This window comes from Streptomyces sp. NPDC085900, from assembly GCF_044540925.1.
In the GTDB taxonomy this organism is placed as follows: domain Bacteria; phylum Actinomycetota; class Actinomycetes; order Streptomycetales; family Streptomycetaceae; genus Streptomyces; species Streptomyces gilvifuscus.
In genome coordinates, this window is the sequence record NZ_JBITSP010000003.1 from 176512 (window position 1) to 201010 (window position 24499).

At 71.2% G+C, this 24499-nt stretch carries 28 protein-coding genes and 1 pseudogene; 11 read left to right on the top strand and 18 right to left on the bottom strand.

The window, feature by feature from the left end:
- Positions 1-13: 13 nt before the first annotated feature.
- Together ACIGDI_RS10135 and ACIGDI_RS10140 are read right to left on the bottom strand one after the other, a co-directional pair.
- Positions 14-2221: a trypsin-like peptidase domain-containing protein gene (locus tag ACIGDI_RS10135; RefSeq protein ID WP_399893390.1), complete on the bottom strand. Its 2208-nt coding sequence runs from the start codon at positions 2219-2221 to the stop codon at positions 14-16.
- Complete coding sequence (locus tag ACIGDI_RS10140; protein WP_399893393.1) at positions 2218-2718, bottom strand: CU044_2847 family protein; 501 nt, start codon at positions 2716-2718, stop codon at positions 2218-2220. The genes ACIGDI_RS10135 and ACIGDI_RS10140 overlap by 4 nt, the downstream gene beginning before the upstream one ends.
- 147 nt (positions 2719-2865) lie before the next feature.
- On the opposite strand from ACIGDI_RS10140, the gene ACIGDI_RS10145 reads away from it, so the two are divergent.
- Positions 2866-3045 (top strand): DUF6104 family protein, encoded by a 180-nt coding sequence (locus ACIGDI_RS10145; protein WP_272177252.1) that lies wholly within the window; start codon positions 2866-2868, stop codon positions 3043-3045.
- Positions 3046-3416: 371 nt separating this feature from the next.
- Here the strand turns inward: ACIGDI_RS10145 and ACIGDI_RS10150 are convergent.
- Positions 3417-4253: pseudogene (locus ACIGDI_RS10150) on the bottom strand (hypothetical protein).
- A gap of 157 nt (positions 4254-4410) precedes the next feature.
- Here ACIGDI_RS10150 and ACIGDI_RS10155 point away from each other — a divergent pair.
- Positions 4411-5490: a DUF4097 family beta strand repeat-containing protein gene (locus tag ACIGDI_RS10155; RefSeq protein WP_399893396.1), complete on the top strand. Its 1080-nt coding sequence runs from the start codon at positions 4411-4413 to the stop codon at positions 5488-5490.
- A gap of 1 nt (position 5491) precedes the next feature.
- Positions 5492-6556 carry a helix-turn-helix transcriptional regulator gene (locus tag ACIGDI_RS10160; protein ID WP_399893399.1) on the top strand — a complete coding sequence of 355 codons (1065 nt, stop codon included), beginning with the start codon at positions 5492-5494 and terminating at the stop codon, positions 6554-6556.
- 139 nt (positions 6557-6695) lie between these two features.
- Here the strand turns inward: ACIGDI_RS10160 and ACIGDI_RS10165 are convergent, their stop codons facing one another.
- The 4 genes from ACIGDI_RS10165 to ACIGDI_RS10180 all read right to left on the bottom strand — a co-directional run bounded on the left by ACIGDI_RS10165 (position 6696) and on the right by ACIGDI_RS10180 (position 10036).
- Complete coding sequence (locus ACIGDI_RS10165) at positions 6696-7280, bottom strand: Clp protease N-terminal domain-containing protein (protein WP_399893402.1); 585 nt, start codon at positions 7278-7280, stop codon at positions 6696-6698.
- Positions 7280-7489, bottom strand: coding sequence for a helix-turn-helix domain-containing protein (locus ACIGDI_RS10170; RefSeq protein WP_399893406.1), 210 nt, complete (start codon positions 7487-7489; stop codon positions 7280-7282). Before ACIGDI_RS10170 ends, ACIGDI_RS10165 begins: the two co-directional genes overlap by 1 nt.
- 110 nt (positions 7490-7599) lie before the next feature.
- Positions 7600-8565: a zinc-binding dehydrogenase gene (locus ACIGDI_RS10175; protein WP_399893409.1), complete on the bottom strand. Its 966-nt coding sequence runs from the start codon at positions 8563-8565 to the stop codon at positions 7600-7602.
- A gap of 247 nt (positions 8566-8812) precedes the next feature.
- Positions 8813-10036, bottom strand: coding sequence for an NADP-dependent malic enzyme (locus ACIGDI_RS10180; protein WP_200702536.1), 1224 nt, complete (start codon positions 10034-10036; stop codon positions 8813-8815).
- A gap of 571 nt (positions 10037-10607) precedes the next feature.
- On the opposite strand from ACIGDI_RS10180, the gene ACIGDI_RS10185 reads away from it, so the two are divergent.
- Genes ACIGDI_RS10185 through ACIGDI_RS10195 form a run of 3 tightly spaced genes read left to right on the top strand, consistent with a single transcriptional unit; the run spans position 10608 to position 13364 of the window.
- Positions 10608-11564: an ABC transporter substrate-binding protein gene (locus tag ACIGDI_RS10185; protein WP_399893412.1), complete on the top strand. Its 957-nt coding sequence runs from the start codon at positions 10608-10610 to the stop codon at positions 11562-11564.
- 46 nt (positions 11565-11610) lie between these two features.
- The gene (locus ACIGDI_RS10190; RefSeq protein ID WP_399893415.1) at positions 11611-12555 is read left to right on the top strand and encodes an amino acid ABC transporter permease; all 945 of its coding nucleotides are present in this window, start codon (positions 11611-11613) and stop codon (positions 12553-12555) included.
- The gene (locus ACIGDI_RS10195) at positions 12552-13364 is read left to right on the top strand and encodes an amino acid ABC transporter ATP-binding protein (protein WP_399893418.1); all 813 of its coding nucleotides are present in this window, start codon (positions 12552-12554) and stop codon (positions 13362-13364) included. Before ACIGDI_RS10190 ends, ACIGDI_RS10195 begins: the two co-directional genes overlap by 4 nt.
- A 150-nt stretch (positions 13365-13514) precedes the next feature.
- Here the strand turns inward: ACIGDI_RS10195 and ACIGDI_RS10200 are convergent, their stop codons facing one another.
- On the bottom strand, positions 13515-14297 hold the full coding sequence (locus tag ACIGDI_RS10200) for a class I SAM-dependent methyltransferase (protein ID WP_399893421.1): 783 nt from the start codon (positions 14295-14297) through the stop codon (positions 13515-13517).
- A gap of 100 nt (positions 14298-14397) precedes the next feature.
- On the opposite strand from ACIGDI_RS10200, the gene ACIGDI_RS10205 reads away from it, so the two are divergent.
- Positions 14398-15027 carry a CGNR zinc finger domain-containing protein gene (locus ACIGDI_RS10205; RefSeq protein WP_399893424.1) on the top strand — a complete coding sequence of 210 codons (630 nt, stop codon included), beginning with the start codon at positions 14398-14400 and terminating at the stop codon, positions 15025-15027.
- Here ACIGDI_RS10205 and sodX read toward each other — a convergent pair.
- On the bottom strand, positions 14931-15365 hold the full coding sequence (sodX, locus tag ACIGDI_RS10210) for a nickel-type superoxide dismutase maturation protease (protein ID WP_142147322.1): 435 nt from the start codon (positions 15363-15365) through the stop codon (positions 14931-14933). The genes ACIGDI_RS10205 and sodX overlap by 97 nt on opposite strands.
- A 145-nt stretch (positions 15366-15510) precedes the next feature.
- Here sodX and sodN point away from each other — a divergent pair, with 145 nt between their 5' ends.
- A complete protein-coding gene (sodN, locus tag ACIGDI_RS10215) occupies positions 15511-15906 on the top strand; it encodes a superoxide dismutase, Ni (RefSeq protein WP_023546844.1) in 396 nt (131 codons plus the stop codon).
- A 109-nt stretch (positions 15907-16015) separates the two neighbouring features.
- On the opposite strand, the gene ppk2 is transcribed toward sodN, so the two are convergent.
- Genes ppk2 through ACIGDI_RS10230 form a run of 3 tightly spaced genes read right to left on the bottom strand, consistent with a single transcriptional unit; the run spans position 16016 to position 18328 of the window.
- Positions 16016-16903 (bottom strand): polyphosphate kinase 2, encoded by an 888-nt coding sequence (gene ppk2 / locus ACIGDI_RS10220; protein WP_399893427.1) that lies wholly within the window; start codon positions 16901-16903, stop codon positions 16016-16018.
- A gap of 20 nt (positions 16904-16923) precedes the next feature.
- Positions 16924-17157 (bottom strand): hypothetical protein, encoded by a 234-nt coding sequence (locus tag ACIGDI_RS10225; RefSeq protein WP_272177243.1) that lies wholly within the window; start codon positions 17155-17157, stop codon positions 16924-16926.
- Positions 17158-17173: 16 nt separating this feature from the next.
- Positions 17174-18328, bottom strand: a complete 1155-nt coding sequence (locus ACIGDI_RS10230; protein ID WP_399893429.1) for an anion permease — start codon at positions 18326-18328, stop codon at positions 17174-17176.
- Positions 18329-18430: 102 nt separating this feature from the next.
- Here ACIGDI_RS10230 and ACIGDI_RS10235 point away from each other — a divergent pair, with 102 nt between their 5' ends.
- Both ACIGDI_RS10235 and ACIGDI_RS10240 read left to right on the top strand, forming a co-directional pair.
- Positions 18431-18823, top strand: a complete 393-nt coding sequence (locus ACIGDI_RS10235) for a helix-turn-helix transcriptional regulator (RefSeq protein ID WP_399893431.1) — start codon at positions 18431-18433, stop codon at positions 18821-18823.
- Between the two features lie 27 nt (positions 18824-18850).
- Positions 18851-19264, top strand: coding sequence for a VOC family protein (locus tag ACIGDI_RS10240; protein WP_200702526.1), 414 nt, complete (start codon positions 18851-18853; stop codon positions 19262-19264).
- Here the strand turns inward: ACIGDI_RS10240 and ACIGDI_RS10245 are convergent.
- From ACIGDI_RS10245 to ACIGDI_RS10270, 6 genes are all read right to left on the bottom strand, one after another.
- On the bottom strand, positions 19245-19481 hold the full coding sequence (locus ACIGDI_RS10245) for a hypothetical protein (protein ID WP_399893436.1): 237 nt from the start codon (positions 19479-19481) through the stop codon (positions 19245-19247). The genes ACIGDI_RS10240 and ACIGDI_RS10245 overlap by 20 nt on opposite strands.
- Positions 19478-19795, bottom strand: coding sequence for a DUF952 domain-containing protein (locus ACIGDI_RS10250; protein WP_399893439.1), 318 nt, complete (start codon positions 19793-19795; stop codon positions 19478-19480). Before ACIGDI_RS10250 ends, ACIGDI_RS10245 begins: the two co-directional genes overlap by 4 nt.
- 123 nt (positions 19796-19918) lie before the next feature.
- Positions 19919-20113 (bottom strand): hypothetical protein, encoded by a 195-nt coding sequence (locus tag ACIGDI_RS10255; protein ID WP_399893442.1) that lies wholly within the window; start codon positions 20111-20113, stop codon positions 19919-19921.
- 4 nt (positions 20114-20117) lie between these two features.
- A complete protein-coding gene (locus tag ACIGDI_RS10260) occupies positions 20118-20732 on the bottom strand; it encodes a GNAT family N-acetyltransferase (protein WP_399893445.1) in 615 nt (204 codons plus the stop codon).
- Positions 20733-20960: 228 nt separating this feature from the next.
- Entirely contained in the window at positions 20961-22082 is a 1122-nt protein-coding gene (locus ACIGDI_RS10265) for a family 2 encapsulin nanocompartment cargo protein polyprenyl transferase (protein ID WP_399893449.1), read from the bottom strand.
- A gap of 113 nt (positions 22083-22195) precedes the next feature.
- Positions 22196-23602, bottom strand: a complete 1407-nt coding sequence (locus ACIGDI_RS10270; RefSeq protein ID WP_200702521.1) for a family 2B encapsulin nanocompartment shell protein — start codon at positions 23600-23602, stop codon at positions 22196-22198.
- Positions 23603-23899: 297 nt separating this feature from the next.
- Between ACIGDI_RS10270 and ACIGDI_RS10275 the strand changes: the two genes are divergently transcribed.
- On the top strand, positions 23900-24490 hold the full coding sequence (locus tag ACIGDI_RS10275) for an N-acetylmuramoyl-L-alanine amidase (RefSeq protein WP_399893453.1): 591 nt from the start codon (positions 23900-23902) through the stop codon (positions 24488-24490).
- Positions 24491-24499 lie beyond the last annotated feature (9 nt).

The window sequence follows — 24499 nt, forward strand, 5'->3', positions numbered from 1 at the left end:
GGCGACGGCCTCCTCAAGGGGCCTCCAGCAGGTCTCCGGTGCCGGGCAGGGGCTGGTGCGGGTCGTCGTAGTAGAGCGCTATGCCCTCGGCCCAGAAGGCGTCGGTCAGTCCGGCGCGCAGGCGCGCGCGTATGTCGTGCACGACGTCGGGCAGCAGTACCGTGCTGCCGCCGTCGTCCACGGCCTTGCGCGCCCCGCGGTGAAATTCGCCGCAGACGTCGTCCGGGCGGCCAGGGCGGCGCCGCCACAGGGCCACGCCGAAGCCGGCGTGCACGATGCGGGCCAGGGCCGCGGCGTCGTCCTCGTAGCGGTGGTCGCCGTACCGGCACAGCACCGGGACGGTGCGGTGGGCAAGCCCGCGCAGGTCGGACAGGGCCGGCACGGGCTGTCGTACGCCGTCCTCGCAGTCCAGGACCTCCGCGCGGGCGTCGTGCAGGTGCAACCAGCGCCAGCGGTCGTGCCGTTCGTGGTGGTCGTCGGCGGCGTCCTGGATGTCGTACTCGCCGTCGTCGGGAAGCTGGTCGCGGTCGGAGCAGCGCACCACGACCGGGCGCTGCGCCCCCAACGGCGGCTCGTCGGCACTCAGTTGCCAGGTGTCGACCGGCAGTCCGAGCAGCAGGTGCGGCAGGGCCGCCTGGAGCGGCGCGGAGCTGCCGGGGGCGTCGCAGCGGCGGAAGGCCTCGGCGAGCGGTCCGGCGGCCTCGGCCCGCAGCCGGTCCACCGGGGTGCGCTCGGCCTCGTGCAGCCGCAGCACGTCCCCGTCGGGGCGAGCCAGGGAGACGGACCAGTCGCACCGGTCCGGCTCCCACCCCCGGCGCAGCACCTCCAGCAGGACGGTCAGGCGGGGCGTCGCGCGTGCGTGCCCGCCGGGGCCCGGGACGGGTGTACGGGCAGCCCCCGGCGTCACCGCGGGTGCGGCGGACGTCGCGGCTCCCGGCCAGGGCGGTGCGATGCCCGGCCGGTCCTGGCCGCCGCCTGCCGTGCCCTCGGCGTCCGGCCCCCGCGTCCGCTGCCGCCGGCGCAGTGCGGACCATTCCTCACGGCGGCGCGCGAGGCTGCTGCGGTAGCCGCTGTCGAGGCTCGCCGCCGCCTGGCGCACCCAGTCCCACAGCGCGTGTTCGGCGCTCAGCGTGCTGGGGGTCAGCGGCCGGTCGGCGCACATCACGCGCATCGTGTAGTCGATGACCAGCTTGAGGACGCCGTCGTCCCAGGCGTTCTCGTAGAGCATGCCGAGGCCGTCGCGCCAGGCGCGCGGGGCGGGCAGCAGGTGCGGGGCCTCGAAGTTGGGCAGGGTGTCCACGATGTCCAGCAGGGCCCGGGTGCTGGCGGGCGGCGGGAGCTCGGCGAGCCGGCCCAGCAGTTCGGTGCGCTCGTCCGGGTCCAGTGTGCGACCCGGCCGGGCGCCGAGCCGCTTCTGCGCGTCGGCCCAGGTAGGACGGCGGGAGTCGGAGGGCTGCTGGCGGTCGCGGTGGTAGCGGTCGTGGGCATGGAAGACCGCCTGGTAGACGTCCTCGTGCTCCGCGGTCACGGCGCCCTGCGGGACGGGCAGGGTCCGCAGCCGCTCGATGCCGGTGCAGGTGCCGCCCTGGCCGTGGTCGGAGCGGGACTTCAGGACGCCCACGACCTCGCCGCGCAGCGGGTCGACGACGGGGCCGCCGGAGACGCCGTAGGGCAGGTCGTTGTGGCCGAGGCGCATCTGCACGCCCGTGGACCAGCCGCCGATGGTGCCCTGCACCTCGATCGGCCCGTCCAGGATCTGCAGTTGTCCCGAGACGACCGTCCAGCCCGCGTAGAGCACCTTGCCCTCGCCGGCATACGTCGTCGGCCGCTCGGACATGTACATGCAGTCGTGGCCCACCGGTTCGCGCAGCCGGATCAGAGCCAGGTCCGGGGCCGGCCAGCTGCCGGCCGGGGACTGCCCGGCACGGTCGGGCAGCGTCGCGGCCACCTCGCCGAGGACGACGGAGGATGCCTGCTGGGGTCCGCTCTGGTGGATCACCGCGATCTCCGCCCCATCTCCGCCGGGCACGACGTGCGCGCAGGTCAGCACCCAGTTCGGAGCGACGAAGAAGCCGCTGCCGAGAAAGGTGTCCGGTTCGTCAGGTGCATACCCGACACCTGTGCGATGGATGCGCACGGTCGCCGCCATGACGAGGTCACGCAGCGCACGGTGAGCCTTGTCGAGACCGCCGGTTGCGCCCCCCTCGTGCTGCGGGGTCACTCCCCGCCCCCGTCGGCGCCCGCTCCGGTGCCGCCGTGCACCGGAGCGCCGGGAGACGCTCCCGCGCGCGTGGGCTCACCGGACGGCGGGGCGGACGGGGTGGGTGGCGTGGCGGCGTGCGCCTGCGCGGCGGGCGGCGCGTCCGGCTGGGGCGGGCCGCCGTTCCAGGTGAGGGTGACCGTGATGCCGGCCTTCGCCTCGCCGTCGGCCAGCAGGCCGACGACCTTGCCGGCCTTGGCGGTCAGCTCGATGCCGAACTCGACGCTGACCTCGTCGGGACGCACCGCGCGCAGCGGTTCGGCGAGCGAGCGGGCGACTCCGGTGATGAGCGAGTGCAGACTGTCCACGCTCGCCTCGACCCGGTCGGCGAAGCCGACGTCGCTGAAGGACAACTGGCCCGGCGGCGCGCTCAGCTCCTCGGTGCCCGAGATCCGGGCCCACACCGGTGTCCCGTCCGGCAGTGCGATGCGCGCTACCCGCGTCACGTCCTGGCTCATGGCGTTCCCCCATCGCCGCATATGCTTTTTCCGTCTCCCCGGACGAACCGGAGGACCTTTCTCTCCCCGTCCCACCCATCGCAGGGGAAAGGGTCCTTCCCCTCAGGGAGCGTGCCAACCCCCGCAACCCATCACGGAGCACGATCCATGTACTTCACCGACCGCGGCATCGAGGAACTGGAGAAGCGGCGCGGCGAGGAGGAGTTCACCTTCGAGTGGCTCGCCGAGCAGCTGCGGACGTTCGTCGACCTCAACCCGGACTTCGAGGTCCCGGTGGAACGCCTGGCGACGTGGCTGGCCCGCCTGGACGACGAGGACGAGGAGTAGGCCTGCGGCGCTTCGGCGCCGGGACGGGGGCTTGTGGGGGCCGCGCTGACCTGCGGCGCTTCGAGGCCCCGTACGGGGGCTTCCGCGCACGCCCTGCCTGTGGGGGCGCCCGTCCTTGCAGGTTCGCCCGCGTTTGCCGCCTGCCGTCCTTGCGGCGCTGCCCGTCCTCGCAGGGCCGCCCGCCTTTGCGGGACCACCCGTCCCTGCTGGGTCGCCCGTCCCTGCTGAGTCGCCCGTCCCTGCTGGGTCGCCCGTCACGGCAGAGCCACGCGTCTTGCCGGGCCACCCGTCCCAGCGGGGCCACCCACCTTGCCAGGCCGCCTCGCTCCGCATGAGCGCGCTCTTCCGTGGTGGCGGACTCCCGGCCCCCGTCAGTCGCGCGGTCGCACCACCTCGTACGCCAGCCCGAGCGCCCCGTGCGCCAGCAGGAGCGCCCCCGCCGCGGCCCAGGCGGCGCTGTGTCGCCGGGCGCCGAGGACGGCGAGTGGGATGCCTGCCGCCACCTGGGCGAGGGCCAGGGCGCGGGACTGGGGTGTGCCGGCCCAGGGACGCCACGGGCTCAGACCGCCGCCGCTGTCGACGACGTCCAGCTCCGCCCGTACGGCCTCGCGCCATCCCGGCCACTCCACCGGACGGGTGTCCCGCTGCTCCCGAGCGGCCTCGCGCAGGCGGTCGGCGGGTTCGCCGGGGGTGAGTCCGGCCGGCAGGGCGACCCCCGCGCGCGTGAGGACGGCGAGCAGGGCGCGCAATCGGGCCGCGGCGTCGATGGCGGGGTCGGGTTCGGTGAGTTCGTCGAGGGCCTACACGTCCAGGACCGGGTCGAGGCCGAGGCGGGCCGCGAAGGTGCGCATCGCCTCGTCCTCGCCGGCGGGCGTGCCGTTGGTGAGCCAGACGTAGCCGACGGGGCGGCGGAAGCCGGACGCGAGGGTGTAACCGGAACGGTCGGCGTCCCACCACAGGGCCAGTACGGGCCACGGGGCGCCGACGGCGAGGGCGGAGGCCCAGCCGGTCAGGACCCGGTCCACGGGCTCGCCGCCGTCCCGCCAGGGCCGGCCCTCGGGCACCAGGACGCTCCAGGTCTCGCCCGCCCCGGTGAGCAGCATGGGTTCGCGCAACAGCCGGGCGGCGAAGGCGACGGAGTCGGGATCGGCCCGGCAGAGCAGCAGAGCTCCGGCGGCGGCACCAGGGCGAGGAGTATCCGTCGACATGGTCACAAAATAGGACGATTCCGCCTCGGAGTCGATCTCCGGGTCGATTCGGGGCGGACGACGTCCCCGGAAAGAGTGTCTTGACTTTCCGTGCCCGCGATATATCGTGAAATCAAGAAGACGCGATATGGCGCGTTGCGACGGGGAGGTCAGCACCATGCCCGAGTGGTCCGTCTCAGAGCCGCGGAAGCTCACGTTCGACGAGCCCGTGCGAGAGCTCCACGTACGCATCGTCAACGGAACGGTGAACGTGGTGGGCACGGACGAAGGTTCCGCCCGCCTTGAGCTGTCCGACATCGAGGGACCACCCCTGGTGGTCACCCAGCACCACGGCACACTCACCGTGGCCTACGAGGACCTGCCCTGGAAGGGGTTCCTCAAGTGGCTCGACCGCAAGGGATGGCGGCGCAGTGCCGTGGTCTCGCTGGCCGTGCCGGCCGACACCCGCCTCGAGGTGGGCGTGGTCGGCGCCGCGGCCGTGGTCTCCGGCCTGGAGGGGCGCACGGAGGTCAAGGGGGTCACCGGGGACACGACCCTGGTGGGGCTCACCGGCCCGGTGCGCGCCGACACCGTCTCGGGAAATGTGGAGGCGCAGGCCCTGCGCGGTGACCTCCGCTTCAACTCCGTCTCCGGGGACCTGACCGTCGTCGAGGCGGGCTCCTCGGTCAAGGCGGACTCGGTGAGCGGCTCGATGATCGTCGATCTCGACCCGGCGAGCCGGCCGACCGACATCAGTCTCACGAGCGTCTCCGGCGAGATCGCCATCCGGCTGCCCCACCCGGCGGACGCGAGGGTGGAGGCGAACACGGCGAGCGGGACGGTCTCCAACGCCTTCGAGGACCTGCGGGTCAGCGGCCAGTGGGGCGCCAAGCGCATCACCGGACGGCTCGGCTCGGGCAGCGGCAGCCTCAAGGCGACCACGGTCTCCGGCTCGATCGCCCTGCTGCGCCGGCCCCCGATCGAGGACGAGCCCTGGGACGTCGATCCCGAGGACATCGGCCCGGTCGTCGAGGACCCGGCTCCGGGCGGTGCCGGGACGGAGGCCACACCGCCGGACGCGTCTCCCGGGGACACGGGGACCGACTCCGCACCGTCGGACGCCGCCCCGCGGACGGATCCGACGGAGACCCCGGCGGACGGACCGCACGGCGGCTCGGGGGACAATTCCGTTTCCGGCCAGGGCGGCGGCGCGAGCGGCGCCCCGGCCGACGGCACGACCGACAAGAAGGTGCTCTGACATGCCCCCCGTCTTCGCCCACGGCCGCCTCCGCCTCTACCTGCTGAAGCTGCTGGACGAGGCTCCGCGCCACGGCTACGAGGTGATCCGGCTCCTTGAGGAGCGGTTCCAGGGGCTGTACGCACCGTCGGCGGGCACCGTCTACCCCCGCCTCGCCAAGCTGGAGGCCGAGGGCCTGGTCACCCACACCACCGAGGGCGGCCGCAAGGTGTACGCCATCACGGACGCGGGCCGCGCCGAACTGGCCGACCGCTCCGGCGAACTGGCCGACCTGGAGCTGGAGATCCGCGAGTCGGTCGCCGAACTCGCCGCCGAGATCCGGGCCGACGTGCGCGGCGCCGCGGGCGACCTGCGGCGCGAGATGCGGGCGGCGGCCACGGAGGCACAGCGGGGTGGGGGCGCCAAGGGCCACGGCGAACGTGACGGTTCCTCGCAGGACTTCGGGGACTACGACGAGAAGGAGGCCTGGCGCGCCGCCAAGGAGGAGATGCGGCGGGTCAAGCAGGAGTGGAAGGAGCAGGCCCGGCGGGCCAAGGACGAGAGCCGGCGGGCCCGCGAGGAGGCGCAGCGTGCCCGGCGCCAGGCCAAGGAGGCGCAGGAGCGGGCCCGGGCCCAGGCTCAGGAGGAGCTGCAGCGCATCGGCCGGCGCGTGCAGGAGCAGGTCCAGGACCACTTCGCGCGCGGTGACTGGCCGACGGGGGTGCGCGAGGGCCTGACCGAACTGGCCAAGGAGTTCGGGGACTTCGGGAAGGACTTCGGCAAGGAGTTCGGGAAGGACTTCGGCTTCGGACGGAACGGCACCGGCGCCAGCGCCTCGGCACCGCGCCCGGAGTACTCGCAGACGCCCGAGGACTTCCCCGCCGACTACGAGCCGGCCTGGGCGCACGAGGACGCCACCGGCGATCCGTCCCGTGACCTCGACCGTCTCCTGGACCGCTTCCGCGACGACATCCGCGACGCGGCCAGGGACCACGGCGTCACGGAGGACCAACTCCGCGAGGCCCGACGCCACTTGTCGACGGCGGCGGCCCACATCGGGGCGATGCTGCGCGGCCCCAGGGTCTGAGCACCGGAGGGCCGCTCCGCCCGCCGACGCCACAGCCACAGGCACCGGCGTCGGGGGCGGGGGCGGCGTCGGCGCCACCGCCGGAGGAAGCGGCCCTCCTCACGACCGGGCACGAGAAGGCCCCGCCACCGCCCTCCCCTCAGCCGGCCTTCGCCCGCCCCTCACCCCCGCCGTACAGAACCCGCGTCAGCGACTCATGCGTGACACCGTGGTCGGCGAGGGCCTCGGCCGCCACACCGCCGCCGGTGGTCAGGGCCAGCAGCAGGTGCTCGTCGCCGATGTGCCGGTCGCCGTGGGCGATCGCGGTGCGCAGCGACCTCTCGAGGACGCCCTTGGCGTCGCGGCCGAAGGCACGGCGGCCCGACCACCAACCCCTGTCCCCCCGGCCACCGGACATGGCCCCCACGCCATGCACCTCCTCGACGCGGGCGACGATCTCCGACACGTCGATGCCCAGCCCGGCGAGGGCGTCGGCATCGGCTCGGGAGAGTCCGGCGCGCCGCCGCCCCTCGGCCACGGCGTCCCGCACGGACTGCCTGCCCGCACCGGCCACTCCCCCGGCCACTCCCAGCGAGGCCAGCGCGAAAGAGGCCCGGCTGCCCTCCCGTTCGAGAAGCGCGAGCAGGAGATGCTCCGCGTCGACCGTGCCCGCCCCCGTCCGCTCCGCATGTTCCACCGCGCCCCGCACCACCGCACGGGCGTCCTTCGTGAACCGTTCGAACATCAATGCCTCCCGTACTTCTTGTGCACGGCCTGCCTGCTGACGCCGAGTTCCGCGGCGATCGCCTGCCACGACCAGCCCTGATGGCGCGCACTGCGCACCTGCACCGCCTCCAACTGCTCCAGGAGACGGCGAAGTGCGGCGACGGCGCGCAGTCCGACCCGTGGATCACGGTCACCGGCCCGCTCGGCGAGATCCGTTGCTTCGGTCATGATGTCAACCTACGTTGACAACCCACTCGCGTCAACTGTGGTTGACAAACGCGAGCGGCCGACCCGGAGAACGGGTCGGCCGCAGACACGGACCAAGTACAGGGGAATGGTCAGTCGTTGGTGAGGACGACCTTCCCGAACAGCTCCCCGGACTCCATCCGCTCGAAGCCCTCACGCGCGCGGTCCATCGGCAGCACCTCGTCGATGACGGGACGGACGCCGGTGGCGGCGCAGAAGGAGAGCAGGTCCTCCAGTTCGTCCTTGGTGCCCATCGTGGAGCCGACGACCTTGAGTTCGAGGAAGAAGATCCGGGTGAGTTCGGCGTGCGAGGGACGGTCACCGCTGGTGGCACCGGAGATGACGAGTGTGCCGCCGGGGCGCAGGGACTTGATGGAGTGCGACCAGGTGGCGGCGCCGACGGTCTCGATGACGGCGTCGACCCGCTGCGGCAGCCGGGCCCCCGACTCCACCGCCTCCACGGCCCCCAGCTCCAGGGCCCGCTTCCGCTTGGCCTCGTCCCGGCTGGTGGCGAAGACCCGCAGGCCGGCGGCCTTGCCGAGCACGATCGCGGCCGTGGCGACACCACCGCCGGCGCCCTGCACCAGCACTGAGTCACCGGGCCGGACACCGGCGTTGGTGAAGAGCATCCGGTACGCCGTGAGCCAGGCGGTCGGCAGACAGGCGGCCTCCGCGAAGGAGAGCTCCTTGGGCTTGGGCAGTACGTTCCAGGTCGGCACGGCGACCTGCTCGGCGAAGGTCCCCTGGTAGCGCTCGGTCAGGATGGAACGGGGTTCCCTGGGTCCGACCCCGTGTCCGCTCTGACCGATCACCGAGTGCAACACGACCTCGTTGCCGTCCTCGTCGACGCCGGCGGCGTCACAGCCGAGGATCATCGGCAGTCGTTCCTCGGTCAGACCCACGCCCCGGAGCGACCAGAGGTCGTGGTGGTTGAGGGAGGCGGCCTTGACGTTGACGGTGCTCCAGCCGGGCCGGGCCTCGGGGGCGGGGCGGTCCCCGAGTTCGAGGCCGCTCAGCGGCTGGTCGCGGTCGATTCGGGCGGCGTAGACGGCGAACATGACCTTGACGATAGGCGGCGACCCGAACCGACGGAACCGTGCGGCCCTGTGACACATGCCCTCTTGCACCCGCCGGTCCGGGCGCCCGAGGCACATTCACTCGCAAGGGTGAGCGGCCGGGTAAAGAAATGACCCCGCCCTGACGGACGGGGTCATTCAGCCGATGCGGCGACTCTGAAGAGTCATCCAGCCGATGCCACGGCTCGGAAGAGTCATCCAGCCGATGCGACGGCCGGTGTCACGGACGTCAGCGACGCGCGACACCCTCCGCGCGAGCCGCGGCCGCGACCGCGGCCGTGACGGCCGGAGCGACGCGCTCGTCGAACGGCGACGGGATGACGTAGTCCGCGGCGAGGTCGTCCCCGACCACGCCCGCCAGCGCCTCGGCGGCAGCGATCTTCATGCCCTCGGTGATCCGGGAGGCCCGCACCTGCAGCGCGCCCGCGAAGATGCCCGGGAACGCCAGCACGTTGTTGATCTGGTTCGGGAAGTCGGACCGCCCGGTCGCCACGACGGCCGCGTACTTGTGCGCGACGTCGGGGTGGATCTCGGGGTTCGGGTTGGCCATGGCGAACACGAACGCCCCCTCGGCCATCGAGGCGACGGCCTCCTCGGCGACCGTACCGCCGGAGACGCCGATGAAGACGTCCGCGCCCGCGAGGGCGTCCTCCAGCGAACCGGTGATGCCGGCCTTGTTGGTGAAGCCCGCGAGCTCCCGCTTGACCGGCGTGAGGTCCTCGCGGTCGGCGGACACGACGCCCTTGCGGTCGGCCACGGCGACATCACCGATGCCGGCCTCGACCAGCATCCTGGCGATGGCGACACCGGCCGCGCCGGCGCCGGAGATGACGGCCCGCAGGTCGGCGAGGCCCCTGCCGGTCAGCCGCGCGGCGTTCCGGAGGGCCGCCAGCGTCACGACCGCGGTGCCGTGCTGGTCGTCGTGGAAGACCGGGATGTCGACCCGCTCCTGCAGCTTGCGCTCGATCTCGAAGCACCGGGGTGCCGAGATGTCCTCCAGGTTGACGCCACCGAAGGAGGGCGCGAGCCGGACCACGGTCTCGACGATCTCGTCCACATCGGTGCAGTTCAGAGCGATCGGCACGGCGTCCACGCCGCCGAACTGCTTGAACAGGATGGCCTTGCCCTCCATCACCGGGAGGGAGGCCTCGGGGCCGATGTCCCCGAGTCCGAGCACGGCGGTGCCGTCGGTGACGACAGCCACCACGGACGACTTCCACGTGTAGTCGTGGACCAGCTCCGGCTGTTCGGCGATCGCGGTGCACACGCGCGCCACTCCGGGTGTGTATGCGAGGGACAGGTCGTCCTTGTCACGGACGGGCACGGTGGCCTGCACGGCCATCTTGCCGCCGCGGTGCAGCGCGAACGCCGGATCGAAGGAATCGAGGGGCTCCGCCCCGCCGTCCTGGTCCGTATTGCTGTCGCTGCGAGGATTGACGATCTCCGCTGCCACTTTGTTTTACCCCTTAAGTCTTCAATGGTTGAGGGTGGCCACTCCTGGTGAGAAGTGGGCGGGACCGCGCATGCCCCGATCTGTTGATGCGTACGGGTCATACGCGACGGGCGCGCCGCACACGCGCCACGAGCCCCGGATGAGGGGTGTAAAGAACCTTCTTACCGGACGGACCCGCCGAGGACGAGTCCATTAAGTGCAAGGTCACACCACAGCGCCGGAAGGTCACATCTAGGTGACGAGAATCGTCCCCAAATGTAGGGAACAGCCCATCGACCAGCGCTCGACGACCGGTCGAACAGTGATCAACACCTCGTCGCGCGGGTCCGCATCCTGAGATCGACCGGAGATCTTCCGGCCGGAATGACGGATTTCAGGAGATGGTCCCGTCATCTTGTCCGGACCTGGCCGGGTTCGGGGGTCACCCGTTATCCGATTTTGACATCTCCAGCCCCCTGAACGGCTCCGTCCGAATGGCAAGATGCCGTAAACCCACGAGGTCGCGACACCCGATGGTGTGTGTTCTCGTCGACCCATCGGCAACTCCACTTATCAGCCGGAGGAACCCAAAATGACCGCAAGCTCCACCCGTCGTGCGACCGCCGCGCACCACCGTCTGGCCGCGGTCGGTGCGATCGCGGTCGCAGGCACCCTGATCCTCACCGGCTGCGGTGACCAGACCAAGAAGGACAACTCCAGCAGCAGCGCCGCCGCGAGCTCCGCCCCGCTGGCGAGCAAGCTCCCGGCCTCGATCCGCGACAAGGGCGTCATCCGGGTGGGCTCGGACATCGCCTACGCCCCGGTCGAGTTCAAGGACAGCGCGGGCAAGGTCGTCGGCATCGACCCGGACCTGGCCGCCGCGATGGGCAAGCAGCTCGGTGTGAAGTTCCAGTTCCAGAACGGTACCTTCGACGCCCTGCTCACCGGCATCCGCTCCGACCGGTACGACATCGCCATGTCGGCGATGACGGACAACAAGAACCGGCAGGAGGGCGTCGACCCCGACACCGGCAAGAAGGTCGGCGAGGGCGTGGACTTCGTCGACTACCTGACCGCAGGTGTCTCCATCTACACGCGCAAGGGCGACACCAAGGGCATCACCTCGTGGTCGGACCTGTGCGGCAAGAAGCTCGCCGTGGAGCGCGGCACCGTCTCCGAGGACCTGGCCAAGTCCGAGGCGAAGAAGTGCCCGAGCGGCAAGAAGCTGACCATCGAGGCCTTCGACGACGACCAGCAGTCCCAGACCCGCCTGCGCTCCGGTGGCGCGGACGCGGCCTCCTCCGACTTCCCGGTCGCCGCGTACGCGGTGAAGACCTCCGGCGGCGGCAAGGACTTCCAGGTCGTCGGCGACCAGGTCGAGGCCGCGCCGTACGGCATCGCGGTGTCCAAGGAGAACACCCAGCTCCGCGACGCGCTGCAGGCCGCGATGAACGCGATCATCAAGAGCGGCGAGTACCAGAAGATCCTCGACAAGTGGGGCGCGGAGGACGGCGCCGTCAAGGAGTCCGTGATCAACGGCGGCAAGTGACCCTGCGAGCGGTCACCGTTCGAGCGGGCACTGAGAGGCAATACCCGTGACTTCTGACATCGACAACAAGACGGCGGGGCCGGAGGACGCGCCCCCGGCCGGCCCGGAGGCCATCAAGGCCATTCCGGTACGGCACTACGGACGCTACGTCTCCGCCGTCATCGCGATCGGGCTGCTGGTCGCGATCATCTACGCGTTCGGCCAGGGAAAGATCAACTGGAGCGCGGTCCCCGACTACTTCTTCGACGACCGGATCCTGAAGGGTGTCTACAAGACCCTTCTGCTGACGGTTCTGTCCATGATCATCGGCATCGTGGGCGGCATCGTCCTCGCGGTGATGCGGCTGTCGAAGAACCCGGTGACCTCGTCCATCGCCTGGTTCTACATCTGGTTCTTCCGGGGCACCCCGGTCCTGGTCCAGCTGTTCGTCTGGTTCAACCTGGGCCTGGTCTTCACGTACATCGACCTCGGGCCGTTCTACAAGCAGTACTGGTCCGTGTTCATGACCCCGCTGCTGACCGCGCTGCTCGGCCTCGGTCTCAACGAGGCCGCCTACATGGCGGAGATCTGCCGCGCCGGTCTGCTCGCGGTCGACGAGGGACAGACCGAGGCGGCCCAGGCACTGGGCATGGGGCACGGCAAGACGCTCCGGCGGATCATCATCCCGCAGGCGATGCGCGTGATCGTGCCGCCGACGGGCAACGAAGTGATCAACATGCTGAAGACGACCTCGCTCGTGGCGGCCGTCCAGTTCCAAGAGCTCTTCAGATACGCCCAGGACATCGGCCAGAACTCCGGCGCCCCGGTGGAGATGTACTTCCTCGCCGCGGCCTGGTACCTGATCATGACGTCGGTCCTCAGCGTGGGCCAGTACTACATCGAGCGGTACTACGCGCGGGGGTCCAGCCGCCAGCTGCCGCCGACACCGTTGCAGAAGGTCAGGGCCAACCTGCTGTCGCTGGGCCGGCCGAAGGGAGCCGTGGGCGCATGACCGACAAGCTGAGCAAGCAGACGGACACCAGCGTCCCGCGCGACCCGTCCCTCGCCATGGTCAAGGCCGAGGGCGTCCACAAGAGCTTCGGTCCCCTCGAGGTCCTCAAGGGCATCGACCTGGAGGTGAAGTCCGGCGAGGTGTTCTGCCTCATCGGCCCCTCCGGCTCCGGCAAGTCGACGTTCCTGCGGTGCATCAACCACCTGGAGAAGATCAACGCCGGGCGGCTGTACGTCGACGGGGAGCTGGTCGGCTACCGCCAGAAGGGCGACAAGCTGTACGAGCTCAAGGACAGCGAGGTCGCCGTGAAGCGCCGGGACATCGGCATGGTCTTCCAGCGCTTCAACCTGTTCCCGCACATGACGTCGCTGGAGAACGTCATCGAGGCGCCGATGCAGGTCAAGAAGCAGAACAAGGCGGAGGCCAAGGAGCGCGCCCACCAGCTCCTCGAGCGCGTGGGTCTCGCCGACAAGGCGGGCAGCTACCCCTCGCAGCTCTCCGGTGGTCAGCAGCAGCGCGTGGCCATCGCCCGCGCGCTCGCCATGGACCCGAAGCTGATGCTCTTCGACGAGCCGACCTCCGCCCTCGACCCGGAGCTGGTCGGTGACGTCCTCGACGTCATGCGCGACCTCGCCGAGTCCGGAATGACGATGATCGTCGTCACCCACGAGATGGGCTTCGCCCGCGAGGTCGGCGACAGCCTGGTCTTCATGGACGGCGGCGTGGTCGTGGAGTCCGGTCACCCGCGAGAGGTCCTCACCAACCCTCAGCACGAGCGCACCAAGTCCTTCCTTTCCAAGGTGCTGTGACCTGGTACGAATGACAGATGCCGTCCACCCCGGCCGGGGTGGACGGCATTTTCTTTTCAGAACCGCATCAGAGGTTCAGCCAGGGACTGCGCGGCGACAGGTTGCCTTCCGTCTGCACCTTGTACATGTGCACTTCATTGCGCAACTGAGCTACTTCAGCGCCAGCACCAACGTGTCCGAAGGCGAGCACCACACCGCCCTGGCCTCGTCGAAGCCGTGGGCGAGGAGGGTGCGGGTGTGCCAGGCGGCGGAGGGCATCTCGCCGTCGGCGTGGGCGCCGTAGATCTCGAAGCGGCGGGCCGTCGGGGCGGCCAGGACCGGGTCCTTGGCGGCCTGGGCCCACCACTCGGCCCAGTCGAGGGCGCCGTCGGTCTGGGCCTGGCCCATGCGGGCGTGGCGCTGGATGCGTTCGGCGGCGTTGATGCGGGGTGTGGTGTCGTCGGGCATGTGGTCGGCGTTCATGAACACGCCGCCGTGCCGGACGAGTCCGGCGAGCCGGCCGTAGAGGTCGTCCAGGGCGTCGGTGCGCAGCCAGTGCAGGGCGGTGGCGGTGAGGACCGCGTCGTAGGTGTCGTACGGCAGCCGCGCGGGCCAGTCCGGGTCCTTGAGGTCGGCCTCGACGAAGCCCACCCGTTCGTCACCTTCGAAAGTGCCGCGCGCGATGGCGAGCAGGGCGGGGTCGAGGTCGATGCCGGTGCTGGTGGCGTTCGGGAAGCGGTCGAGCAGGCGGGCGGTGATGCTGCCGGTGCCGCAGGCGAGGTCGAGGACGCGCGGCTCGGTGCCGACGCAGGCCTCGACCATGTCGAGCATGACGCGGAACCGCTCCTCGCGGTCCGGCATGTACCACTCCTGCTGCCGGTCCCACGACTGCTGGTACCCGAGTGCCCACTCGCGGCCGCCGGTCTCCGTCGCGTTCGTCGCGCCAGTCGTCATCGCTGCCCCTCCACCCGTCGACGTTCGTAATACCCTGGAAGCACGATCGTCTGTTACCGACCGCACCCACGACCATAGAGCGCCTGCGTAAGGACCACAAGTGGAACTGGCCTATTACTCGGACTACGCCGTACGGCTCGTCAACAGCGAGGAGCCCAAGCGGGGCAAGGACGCGCTCACCTCGGTGGAGGCGGTCCGGGACCTCTTCGGCACGAACAAGGAGGCGGCCCGGCGCGCGACGGACGCGGACGTGACGCGTTTCCGCTCGGTCCGGGCCCGGCTGCGGGCGGTCTTCGAGGCGGCCGACGCCGGCGACGAGACACTGGCGGTGAACCTGCTGAACTCGCTGCTCCTGGAGTTCCCCGTCAGCCCCCAGATCTCGGGGCACAACTTCCGGGACGACGACGGCCGGCCCCTGTGGCACATGCACCTGGCCGACCACCCGTCGAACGCGACCGCGGGCTACGCGGCCATCGCGGCGATGGGCCTGGCCTTCCATCTGACCGAGTACGGCGTCGACCGCCTGGGGCTGTGCGAGGCAGCGCCGTGCCGCAACGCCTACCTCGACACCTCGACGAACCGCTCCCGGCGCTACTGCTCCGACCGCTGCGCCACCCGGGCCAACGTGGCCGCCTACCGGGCCCGCAAGCGCCTGGAGGCCGACCGGTCGGAGACGACGGGCCACGCGGCCGACAGCGCCCAGCGCGCGAGCGCGAACGGGGAGCGCTGACCGGCCTTCAGCGGCCGGTACCGGAAGCGGACCCTGCCCAGTACCAGGTCCTCCGGGACGGTCCCGTAGTCCGTGCTGTCGCCGCCCGCGTACGGGTTGTCGCCGAGCACCCACCAGCCGCCCTCGCGCCGCTCGGCGGCCCGCTTGACGACGAGCAGGTCCTGCTGGAACGGATGCCTCAGTACGACGACGTCACCGGGCCGGATCCGGGCGCCGTACTGCACCACGAGGCGATCCCCGTGGTGGAGCGTGGGCACCATGGACGGTCCGGTCACCTCCGCCACCCCGAAGGGCAGCAGCGCCCGTCCGCGCTCGACGTCCTGCGACAGCTCCGGCATCACCGGCACCTCCCCGGTCCGATCCTCCACCAGTCTCAGTCTCACCCTGGACTTTTGTCCTAAGCCCATGGGGGCACTCGCGAATTAGCCTCTCCCAGGGAGTAATGTCGCACCTGAGAAGACGATCACGAGGAAGGAACGCTTCATGCTTTCCCGCCTGTTTGCCCCCAAGGTCAAGGTCAGCGCGCACTGCGACCTGCCCTGCGGCGTGTACGACCCGGCCCAGGCCCGCATCGAGGCGGAGTCCGTGAAGGCCGTCCAGGAGAAGATGGCCGGCAACGACGACCCGCACTTCCAGGCGCGTGCCACCGTCATCAAGGAGCAGCGCGCCGAGCTCGCGAAGCACCACGTCTCCGTGCTCTGGAGCGACTACTTCAAGCCCCCGCACTTCGAGAAGTACCCGGAGCTGCACCAGCTGGTCAACGACGCCCTGAAGGCCCTCTCGGCCGCCAAGGCGTCCACCGACCCGGCCACCGGCCAGAAGGCCCTGGACTACATCGCCCAGATCGACAAGATCTTCTGGGAGACCAAGAAGGCCTGACGAACGTCCCGTTCGCGGGGACCGGCGATCGGTGCACCATCGCGGGTCCGCGGGCTTCCCGAAGGGGTCCGACCGGTTTTCCGGGCGGGCCCCTTCGGCGTTCCCCGGCCTAACGGCTTCCGTCGTCGTCCTCCCCCGCCTCCAGCAGTCCCGCCGCCGCGCCCACGATCCGCGGGTCGGGGCGACCGACGACCTCCCCGTCCTTGTCGGTGTAGTCGAAGCGGGCCAGCACGCTGCGCATGGCCTCCACGCGGGCCCGCTTCTTGTCGTTGCTCCGCACCACCGTCCAGGGCGCGTGGTCGGTGTCGGTCTCGCGGAACATGGCGACCTTCGCGGAGGTGTAGTCGTCCCAGCGGTCGAGGGAGGCGAGGTCCATCGGGCTGAGCTTCCACTGCCGTACGGGGTCGACCTGGCGGATGGTGAAGCGGGTGCGCTGCTCGCTGCGGGAGACCGAGAACCAGAACTTCACCAGGTCCACACCGTCGTCCACGAGCATCCGCTCGAACAGCGGGGCCTGGCGCATGAAGCGGCGGTACTCGTCGTCGCAGAAGCCCATCACGCGCTCCACGCCCGCCCGGTTGTACCAGGACCGGTCGAACAGCACGATCTCGCCGGCGGTCGGCAGGTGTTCGACGTAGCGCTGGAAGTACCACTGCCCGCGCTCGCGTTCGGTCGGCTTCTCCAGCGCCACCACCCGGGCGCCGCGCGGGTTGAGGTGCTCGGTGAAGCGCTTGATGGTGCCGCCCTTGCCGGCCGCGTCCCGTCCCTCGAAGAGGATGACGATCCGGCGCCCGGTCTCCTTCACCCAGCTCTGCAGCTTCAGCAGTTCGATCTGCTGCAGCCGTTTGTGGAGCTCGTACTCCCTGCGCTCCATGCGCTGCCCGTACGGGTAGTCCTCCTTCCAGGTGTCGATCGGCGATCCGTCCGGGCGGATCAGCACCGGCTCGTCGGGGTCGGTGTAGTCGACCTTCAGGTCGGCCGTCAGGGGCGTCGTCATCCCGTGGTCCTTTCCGGTGCTCAGTGGAACTGCGGCACGATCAGCCAGATCCCGTACGCCACCACGGCCGCGCAGGCCAGGAAGCACAGCCCGGCCTGGGCCGTGCCGAGGGACGAGGCGCCGTCGCCCTCCTCACGGGCGCCCTCGTGCCGCGCGAGACCCAGTACCCCGAGGGCGAAGACGACGACCACGGCGACGGTGACGCCGATGCTCACCGCGGTCACCTGGCCGAGTGCGTTCCAGTCCAGACTCATCGAAACTCTCCCTGCCTCAGGCGGCCGTGCCGACGCGGGCCGGCGGCTCGGTGCGGATGGTGACCTCGTGGGCGTCGTTGACGTTGCGCGCGTGCACCGGGTTGCGGCGCGAGAGCACGACGATGCCCGCGGCGAGGGCGGCACCGACCAACGCGACGACCACCGTGCCGAGGTCGCCGCCGTGCTTGACGGCGCTCGCCGACACGCCGCCGACCAGCGCGGCGGCGGGCAGCGTGATCAGCCAGGCGGCGACCATGCGGCCGGCCACGCCCCAGCGGACCTCCGCCAGCCGCCGGCCGAGACCGGCGCCGAGGATGGAGCCGGAGGCGACCTGCGTGGTGGACAGGGCGAAGCCCAGGTGGGCCGAGGTCAGGATGACGGCGGTGGAGGCAGTCTCCGCGGCGAAGCCCTGCGGGGACTGGATCTCGGTCAGGCCCTTGCCCATCGTGCGGATGATCCGCCAGCCGCCGATGTAGGTGCCCAGGCCGATGGCGAGACCCGCCGAGGCGATCACCCACACCGGCGGGCCGGCGTCGTGCCCGAGGGCACCCGCGGAGATCAGGGTGAGGGTGATGATGCCCATGGTCTTCTGCGCGTCGTTGGTGCCGTGCGCGAGGGAGACCAGGGAGGCCGAGGCGATCTGGCCGAGCCGGAAGCCCTTGGTGACCGAGCCCCTGCGGGCGCGGGCGGTGAGCCGGTAGGCGAAGTAGGTGGCGATCAGGGCGGCGACACCGGCCACGACGGGCGAGGCCACCGCCGGGATCAGCACCTTCTCGACGACCTTGTCGAAGTGCACGCCGTGCGAACCGGCCCCGACCCACACGGCCCCGATCAGGCCGCCGAACAGCGCGTGCGACGAGCTCGACGGCAGCCCGACCAGCCAGGTCAGCAGATTCCACAGGATCGCGCCCACCAGCCCGGCGAAGATCATCGCCGGGCTGACGAGCGTGTCGTCGACGATCCCCCCGGAGATCGTCTTGGCGACCTCCGTCGACAGGAAGGCCCCGGCGATGTTGAGGACTCCGCTGACCAGGACGGCCGTCCTGGGTTTGAGCGCGCCGGTGGCGATGGAGGTGGCCATCGCGTTCGCCGTGTCGTGGAATCCGTTGGTGAAGTCGAAGGCGAGAGCCGTGACGATGACGACCGCCACGAGGAACGTGATGTGGTCCATCGCCCCATGGGAACAAGCGCTTTCGTACAGCAGGCGAACTGCGGGCGAAGCCCAACTCGGCTTCCCGCGCCCGACCGGTGAGGATCGTGCGATGCTGACGTGGTGAACCGTGAGGATCTGGTACGGCTGCGCCGGGCGCGCGACCGCATGGACCGCGAGTACGCCGAGCCCCTCGACGTGGCCGCCCTCGCGCGCACCGCCCTGATGTCGCCGGGCCACTTCCAGCGCAGCTTCCGCGAGGCCTACGGCGAGACGCCGTACGGCTATCTGATGACCCGTCGCGTCGAGCGCGCCAAGATCCTGCTGCGCGGCGGCGGCCTCACCGTCACCGAGGTCTGCATGGCGGTCGGCTGCACCTCGCTGGGTTCCTTCAGCGCCCGCTTCACCGAGCTGGTGGGCGAGACGCCCAGTTCCTACCGGGCCCGTTCGCACGAGGAGAGCGCCGAGATCCCGCCCTGCGTGGTGCGCGCGTACACGCGTCCGCGACGGACGTGACGGCGGTTGTCGACTTAGGTTGGAGCCATGGACCTGAAACTGCACAACTGTTTCATCGCCGTCGACGACCACGACAAGGCGATCGCCTTCTACTGCGACGTCCTGGGCCTGGAGATCCGCAACGACGTCAAGTACGAGGGCATGCGCTGGACCACAGTCGGGCCGCCGCTGCAGCCGGACGTGTCGATCGTCCTGGAGCCGCCCGCGGCCAACCCCGACCTCTCGCCCGCCGACCGGGAGGTGATGGAACAGCTGCTGGCCAAGGGCGTGCTGCGCGGGGTCAACTTCACCACCGAGGACTGCGACGCCCTCTTCGCCCGCGTCGAGGCCTCCGGCGCCGAGGTGATCCAGGAACCGACGGACATGCCGTACGGGGTGCGCGACTGCGCGTTCCGCGACCCGGCGGGGAACATGCTGCGGTTCATGGAACGGAAGGGCTGACGGTCGCCCAGGCGCACAGGACGACCGTGGGGCCCTCGTCGTCCGGGCAGTCGCTGTGCACGGGCCGCTCCGAGGGCGGCGCGTTCTCCCAGCGGGTGGGGGGCGGCGGCGCGGCGGAGTCCTGAAGCCACAACGTGAGTCCCCCTCCGACGACCACCGCGACGGCCCACGCGATCACCACCCGCCGCCAGACCCGGTGGCGCGATAAGCCGGTCACGCCCAGGGCTCCACATCCACGACGGCGGTCACCGGTATCGGCCCGTACACGTGCGGGAACTCCTCGCCGCCGGGCGTGTTCGCCTCGTACTTCACGGGTACGTCGAGGCGGTCGGGGTCGATGACCAGGACCACCAGGTCGTCGAGACCGGCGAAGAAGCGGCGGGCGGTCGCCGGGAGTTGGGCGCGGGTGGAGCAGTGCACGAAACCCTCCTGGCCGAGGGTGCGGCCCCGGGTGGACATCTCGTAGGTGCCCGTCGCGCGGGCGGCCTCCCACAGGGAGCGCTCGGTGAGGTGGACGATGTGGTCGCTCATTGGGGTCACGTTACGGCGTCCTCGGCGGCGGTCCGCGCGGGGCTCAGGCGTCCGCGGAGGGGCTGTCGACGGGCTGGAGGCTCGCGTTGCCGTTGCCCCGCACGGCCTCGTAGTCCGCGGCTGTCAGGATTCCTCGGAGACCGTCCTGCCGGGTTCCTCGCGGGGCCTGGCGCCCCCGGGGACGTACGCCTCGCACTCGGGGTTGTGGCAGGGGCCCGGCGTCCACACCGGGACCCAGACGCCGAGCGTTTTGTGCCGCTTGACGACGGTCTCCACGGGCTGTCCGCAGACGGGACAGACCTGGTCCGAGCTGTCCATGCCCTCAGGGTAGGCCGATTACCGCCTGCGCGCGGGGTTCGCGCCACATCGGCCACATGCTGGGGCCGTCGGGAAGGTCGAGGGGGGCGCGGGCGGGCTCGAAGCCGAGGCGCTCGTACAGGGCGCGGCTGCGGGCGCTGCTGGCCTCCAGGTAGGCGGGGAGGTTCTCGCGGTCGCAGCGGTCGAGGACGTGCCGGATCAGCGCGGTGCCCAGGCCCTCGCCCTGCCGTCCGGGCTGCACGCCGATCATCCACAGGTACTCGTGGGCGCGGCCCGCGGGATGGATGTCCGCCGTGAGCCGGCCGATCAGTTCGACGCGCTCGTTGTCGGGGTCGACGGCGTCCCGCAGCTGTTTCGCGTCGTCGGCGTCGGGTTCGTGCGCCTCGGCGGGCACCGGCAGCCACAGCGCGCACGCGCTGCCGTCCTCGGTGACGTCGATCCGCCCCTCCGCGAGCACGATCCCCGTGAAGGCGGCCATGAGCCGGTGGTGCGTCGTACGGCGGTACTCGTCGCCCGGGAAGACCCAGCCGCTGACCGGATCGTCCTGGAAGGCCTCGTCCAGCAGCCGCACGACCATGTCGCGGTCGCCCTCCTCCGCCGTCCGGATCGCCACACCCATGCGCCGCCCCTCCGTCTCAACCAGCCTTGGTCGCACGGGGGTTGAGCCTATCCGGAAGGCGGGAGAGGACGGCAGGGGCAAAATGCGACGCGGGGCGGACGGGTGTGATGACGGGGCCCGCACACCGTGGGGATGTGCGGGACCCGTCGGCCGGAGCCCTCGGCGGCCGTACGGGGTCAGGAGCCGTACGGCCGGGCCGGTGGGCCCCGGGGTCTTCGGGCGGTCCGGTCAGCCGGTGCGCCGCGTCACGAACTCCGCCAGCGCCAGCAACCCGCCCGCCGCCTCCGGGTCGGGGACCGCGCGGGACAGTTCGTCCATCGCGCGGGCCATCCGGTCGGCGGCCTCGTCCTGCGCCCAGTCCCGCCCGCCGGCCCGCTCGACGGCCAGGGCGGTGCGCGCCACGTCCTCCTTCTCGTACGGCGCCTCGTACAGCTCGGCCAGTTCGGCGGCCGCCGGGGTGCCCGAGGTCAGGGCGGCGACCACCGGCAGGGACTTCTTGCGGGCCGCCAGGTCGGCGCCGGCCGGTTTGCCGGTGCGGTGCGGGTCGCCCCATATGCCGATGACGTCGTCGATGAGCTGGAAGGCGAGCCCGGCCTGGCGGCCGAACGCGTCCAGCGCCTCGACGTCCTCCTCCCCGGCGCCCGCGTACAGCGCGCCGAGCGCACAGGCGCACCCCAGCAGCGCTCCCGTCTTGGCCTCGGCCATGGTCAGCACCTCGTCGAGGCGGACCTCGCCGGGCCGGCGCCGCTCCAGTGCCGTGTCCGCGTGCTGTCCGGCGCACAGCTCGACGACGCAGGCCGCGAGCCGGGCCGCGGCCGCGGGGGCCGCCGGGTGCGGGTCCTGGGCGAGCAGCCCGAGGGCCAGCGCCTGCAGGGCGTCCCCGGCGAGGATCGCGTCGGCGTCACCGAACACGGTCCACGCGGTGGGCCGGTGGCGGCGGGTGGTGTCGCGGTCCATCACGTCGTCGTGCAACAGCGTGAAGTTGTGCACCAGTTCCACCGCGGCCGCCGCCCGTACGGCCGCCCCGGCCGCCGCCGGTCCGCCGAGCGCGGTGGCCGCGGTGAGGACGAGCGCGGGGCGTATCGCCTTGCCCGCGTTGCCGGCCGACGGTGTCCCGTCGGCGCGCTCCCAGCCGAAGTGGTAGAGCGCGATCCGGCGCATGGAACCGGGCAACGAGTCGATGGCGGAGCGCAGTTCGGGATCGACCGACGCCCGGGTGCGCTCCAGGATCACCGTCGCCTCGTGACCGTCGAGAGCGCCCGGCCCCGCGGGGCGGCGGCGCACCGCCGGGGCACGGTCTCCCGCGTCGTCTCGGCGGTGCTTGGTCTCCGCCAGGGACTCGGCGGTCATGGGCTCCCCCTCGGTCGGTCCGCGGACGGCGGCTTCTGGGCTCCGGCCGGGCGCATACGACCGAGGTCTACCCGTCCGGCCGGGCGGGGACACCGCCTCCAGGTGGCGAAACGTCACCTCCACCGGCCGATCTCGACGTTCTCCAGGACGCCGAGCGCGTCCGGGACGAGGACCGCGGCCGAGTAGTAGGCCGTCACCAGGTACTTGATGACGGCCTGTTCGTTGATGCCCATGAAGCGCACGGACAGGCTCGGCTCGATCTCGTCCGGGATGCCCGCCTGCTGCAGGCCGACGACGCCCTGCTCGGCCTCGCCGGTACGCATGGCGATGATCGAGCTGGTCCGGGCCTCGGTGACGGGGATCTTGTTGCACGGGTAGATCGGCACACCCCGCCAGGTGGGGATGCGGTTGCCGCCCACCTCGATGGTCTCCGGGACCAGTCCGCGCTTGTTGAACTCGCGGCCGATCGCGGAGATCGCGCGCGGGTGCGCCAGCATGAACTTGGTGCCGCGCCGCCTGCTGAGCAGTTCGTCCAGGTCGTCGGGGCTGGGCACCCCGTCGTGCGGCTGCAGCCGTTGGTCGTACTCGCAGTTGTGCAGCAGCCCGAACTCCCGGTTGTTGACCAGCTCGTGCTCCTGGCGCTCCTTCAACGCCTCGACGGTCAGCCTCAGTTGCTGCTCGGTCTGGTTCATCGGCTGGTTGTAGAGGTCGGCCACGCGCGTGTGGATGCGCAGCACGGTCTGGGCGACGCTCAGTTCGTACTCGCGGGGCCGGGCCTCGTAGTCGACGAAGGTGTGCGGGATGTCCGGCTCGCCGGAGTGGCCGGCGGCGAGCTCGATCTCCTTCTCGCCGTACCTGTTGGTGCTCTGCTCGGGAATCGAGCGCAGCCGCTGGAGGTGCTCGCGCAGGGACTCGGCGCGCTCCGCCACCTGCTCGACGTCCTGCCGGGACAGGATCAGCACGGTACAGGCGGTGGCGGCGCGGGCCGTGTACTCCCAGATGGCGTCGGGGTCCAGCAGGGCGGCCTCGCCGAGGTAGGAGCCGTCGCCGAGCACGCCGAGGACCGCGTCGTCGCCGTAGGGGCCCGTGCCGACCTTCTCGACCCTGCCGTGCGCCAGCAGGTAGACCTCGTCGGCCTGGCTGCCGAAGGAGGCGATCACCGATCCGGGCGCGTACTCCTGCTGCCGGCAGCGCTGGGCGAGCTCGGACAGCACCTCCTCGTCCTCGTAGGAGCGCAGCGCGGGCAGCTCGCCCAGTTCGGCGGGGATGACCTCGACCCGGTCGCCCGTCTTCACGAACGTGATGCGGCCGTCCCCCACGGCGTAGGTCAGTCGCCGGTTCACCCGGTACGTGCCGCCCTGCACGTTCACCCACGGCAGCATGCGCAGCAGCCAGCGGGAGCTGATCTCCTGCATCTGCGGCGCGGACTTGGTCGTGGTGGCCAGGTTCCGCGCGGCGGCGGTGCCGAGACTCTGCTGCGGCCTGCCCTGTTCCGTACGGACCTCTTCGCCTACCGACATATGAGAATTGCCCTCCCGGTCATGGACGGCGGTCGAACCGCACCGCCCATCGCGATCTGCGTGGCCAGCCTTTCATCACGGAACGTGTCGGTGCTATTACCCGAAAGAGCGGGAATGGATCACCGGCGGCCTGGGCAGACACGCGGCCCGCGTAAAGCCGACCAGGAGGTGCCGGGTGTCCGAAAAGCGCCCCCTCGACGTGAGCACGATGTGTAATCGACCGTGCACTGTCGGTAAGAGAAGCGGCACGAGGAGGCCGCAACGGGCGGCCGTCAGCACGGCACGAAGGAGGCGGTCATGGCCTCACCCATGTCCGCGGGCAGATTTCTCGACGCTCTCCGGGCGGAGGGCGTCACCGTCGTCGAGGTCGGCGACTGGGCCCATCACAACCGCAATCACAAGGGTCCGTGGGGCCCGGTCCACGGCGTGATGATCCACCACACGGCATCGAGCGGCAGCGAGCGGACGGTGGAGATCTGCCGGGACGGCTACGCGGGCCTGCCCGGTCCGCTGTGCCACGGCGTGATCACCAAGGACGGCACGGTCCACCTGGTCGGCTACGGCCGCGCCAACCACGCGGGCCTCGGCGACGACGACGTACTGCGCGCGGTGATCGCCGAGAAGGCGCTGCCGCCGGACAACGAGGCCGACACGGACGGCAACCGGTACTTCTACGGCTTCGAGTGCGAGAACCTGGGCGACGGCGAGGACCCCTGGCCGCAGGCGCAGTTGGAGGCCATCGAGAAGGCGGCGGCCGCGGTGTGCCGGTATCACGGGTGGACCGAGCGGTCGGTGATCGGACACCGGGAGTGGCAGCCGGGGAAGGTGGATCCGAAGGGGTTCACGATGGCCTGGCTGAGGGAGCGGATCCACGAGCGCCTGAAGTGACGCCCCAGG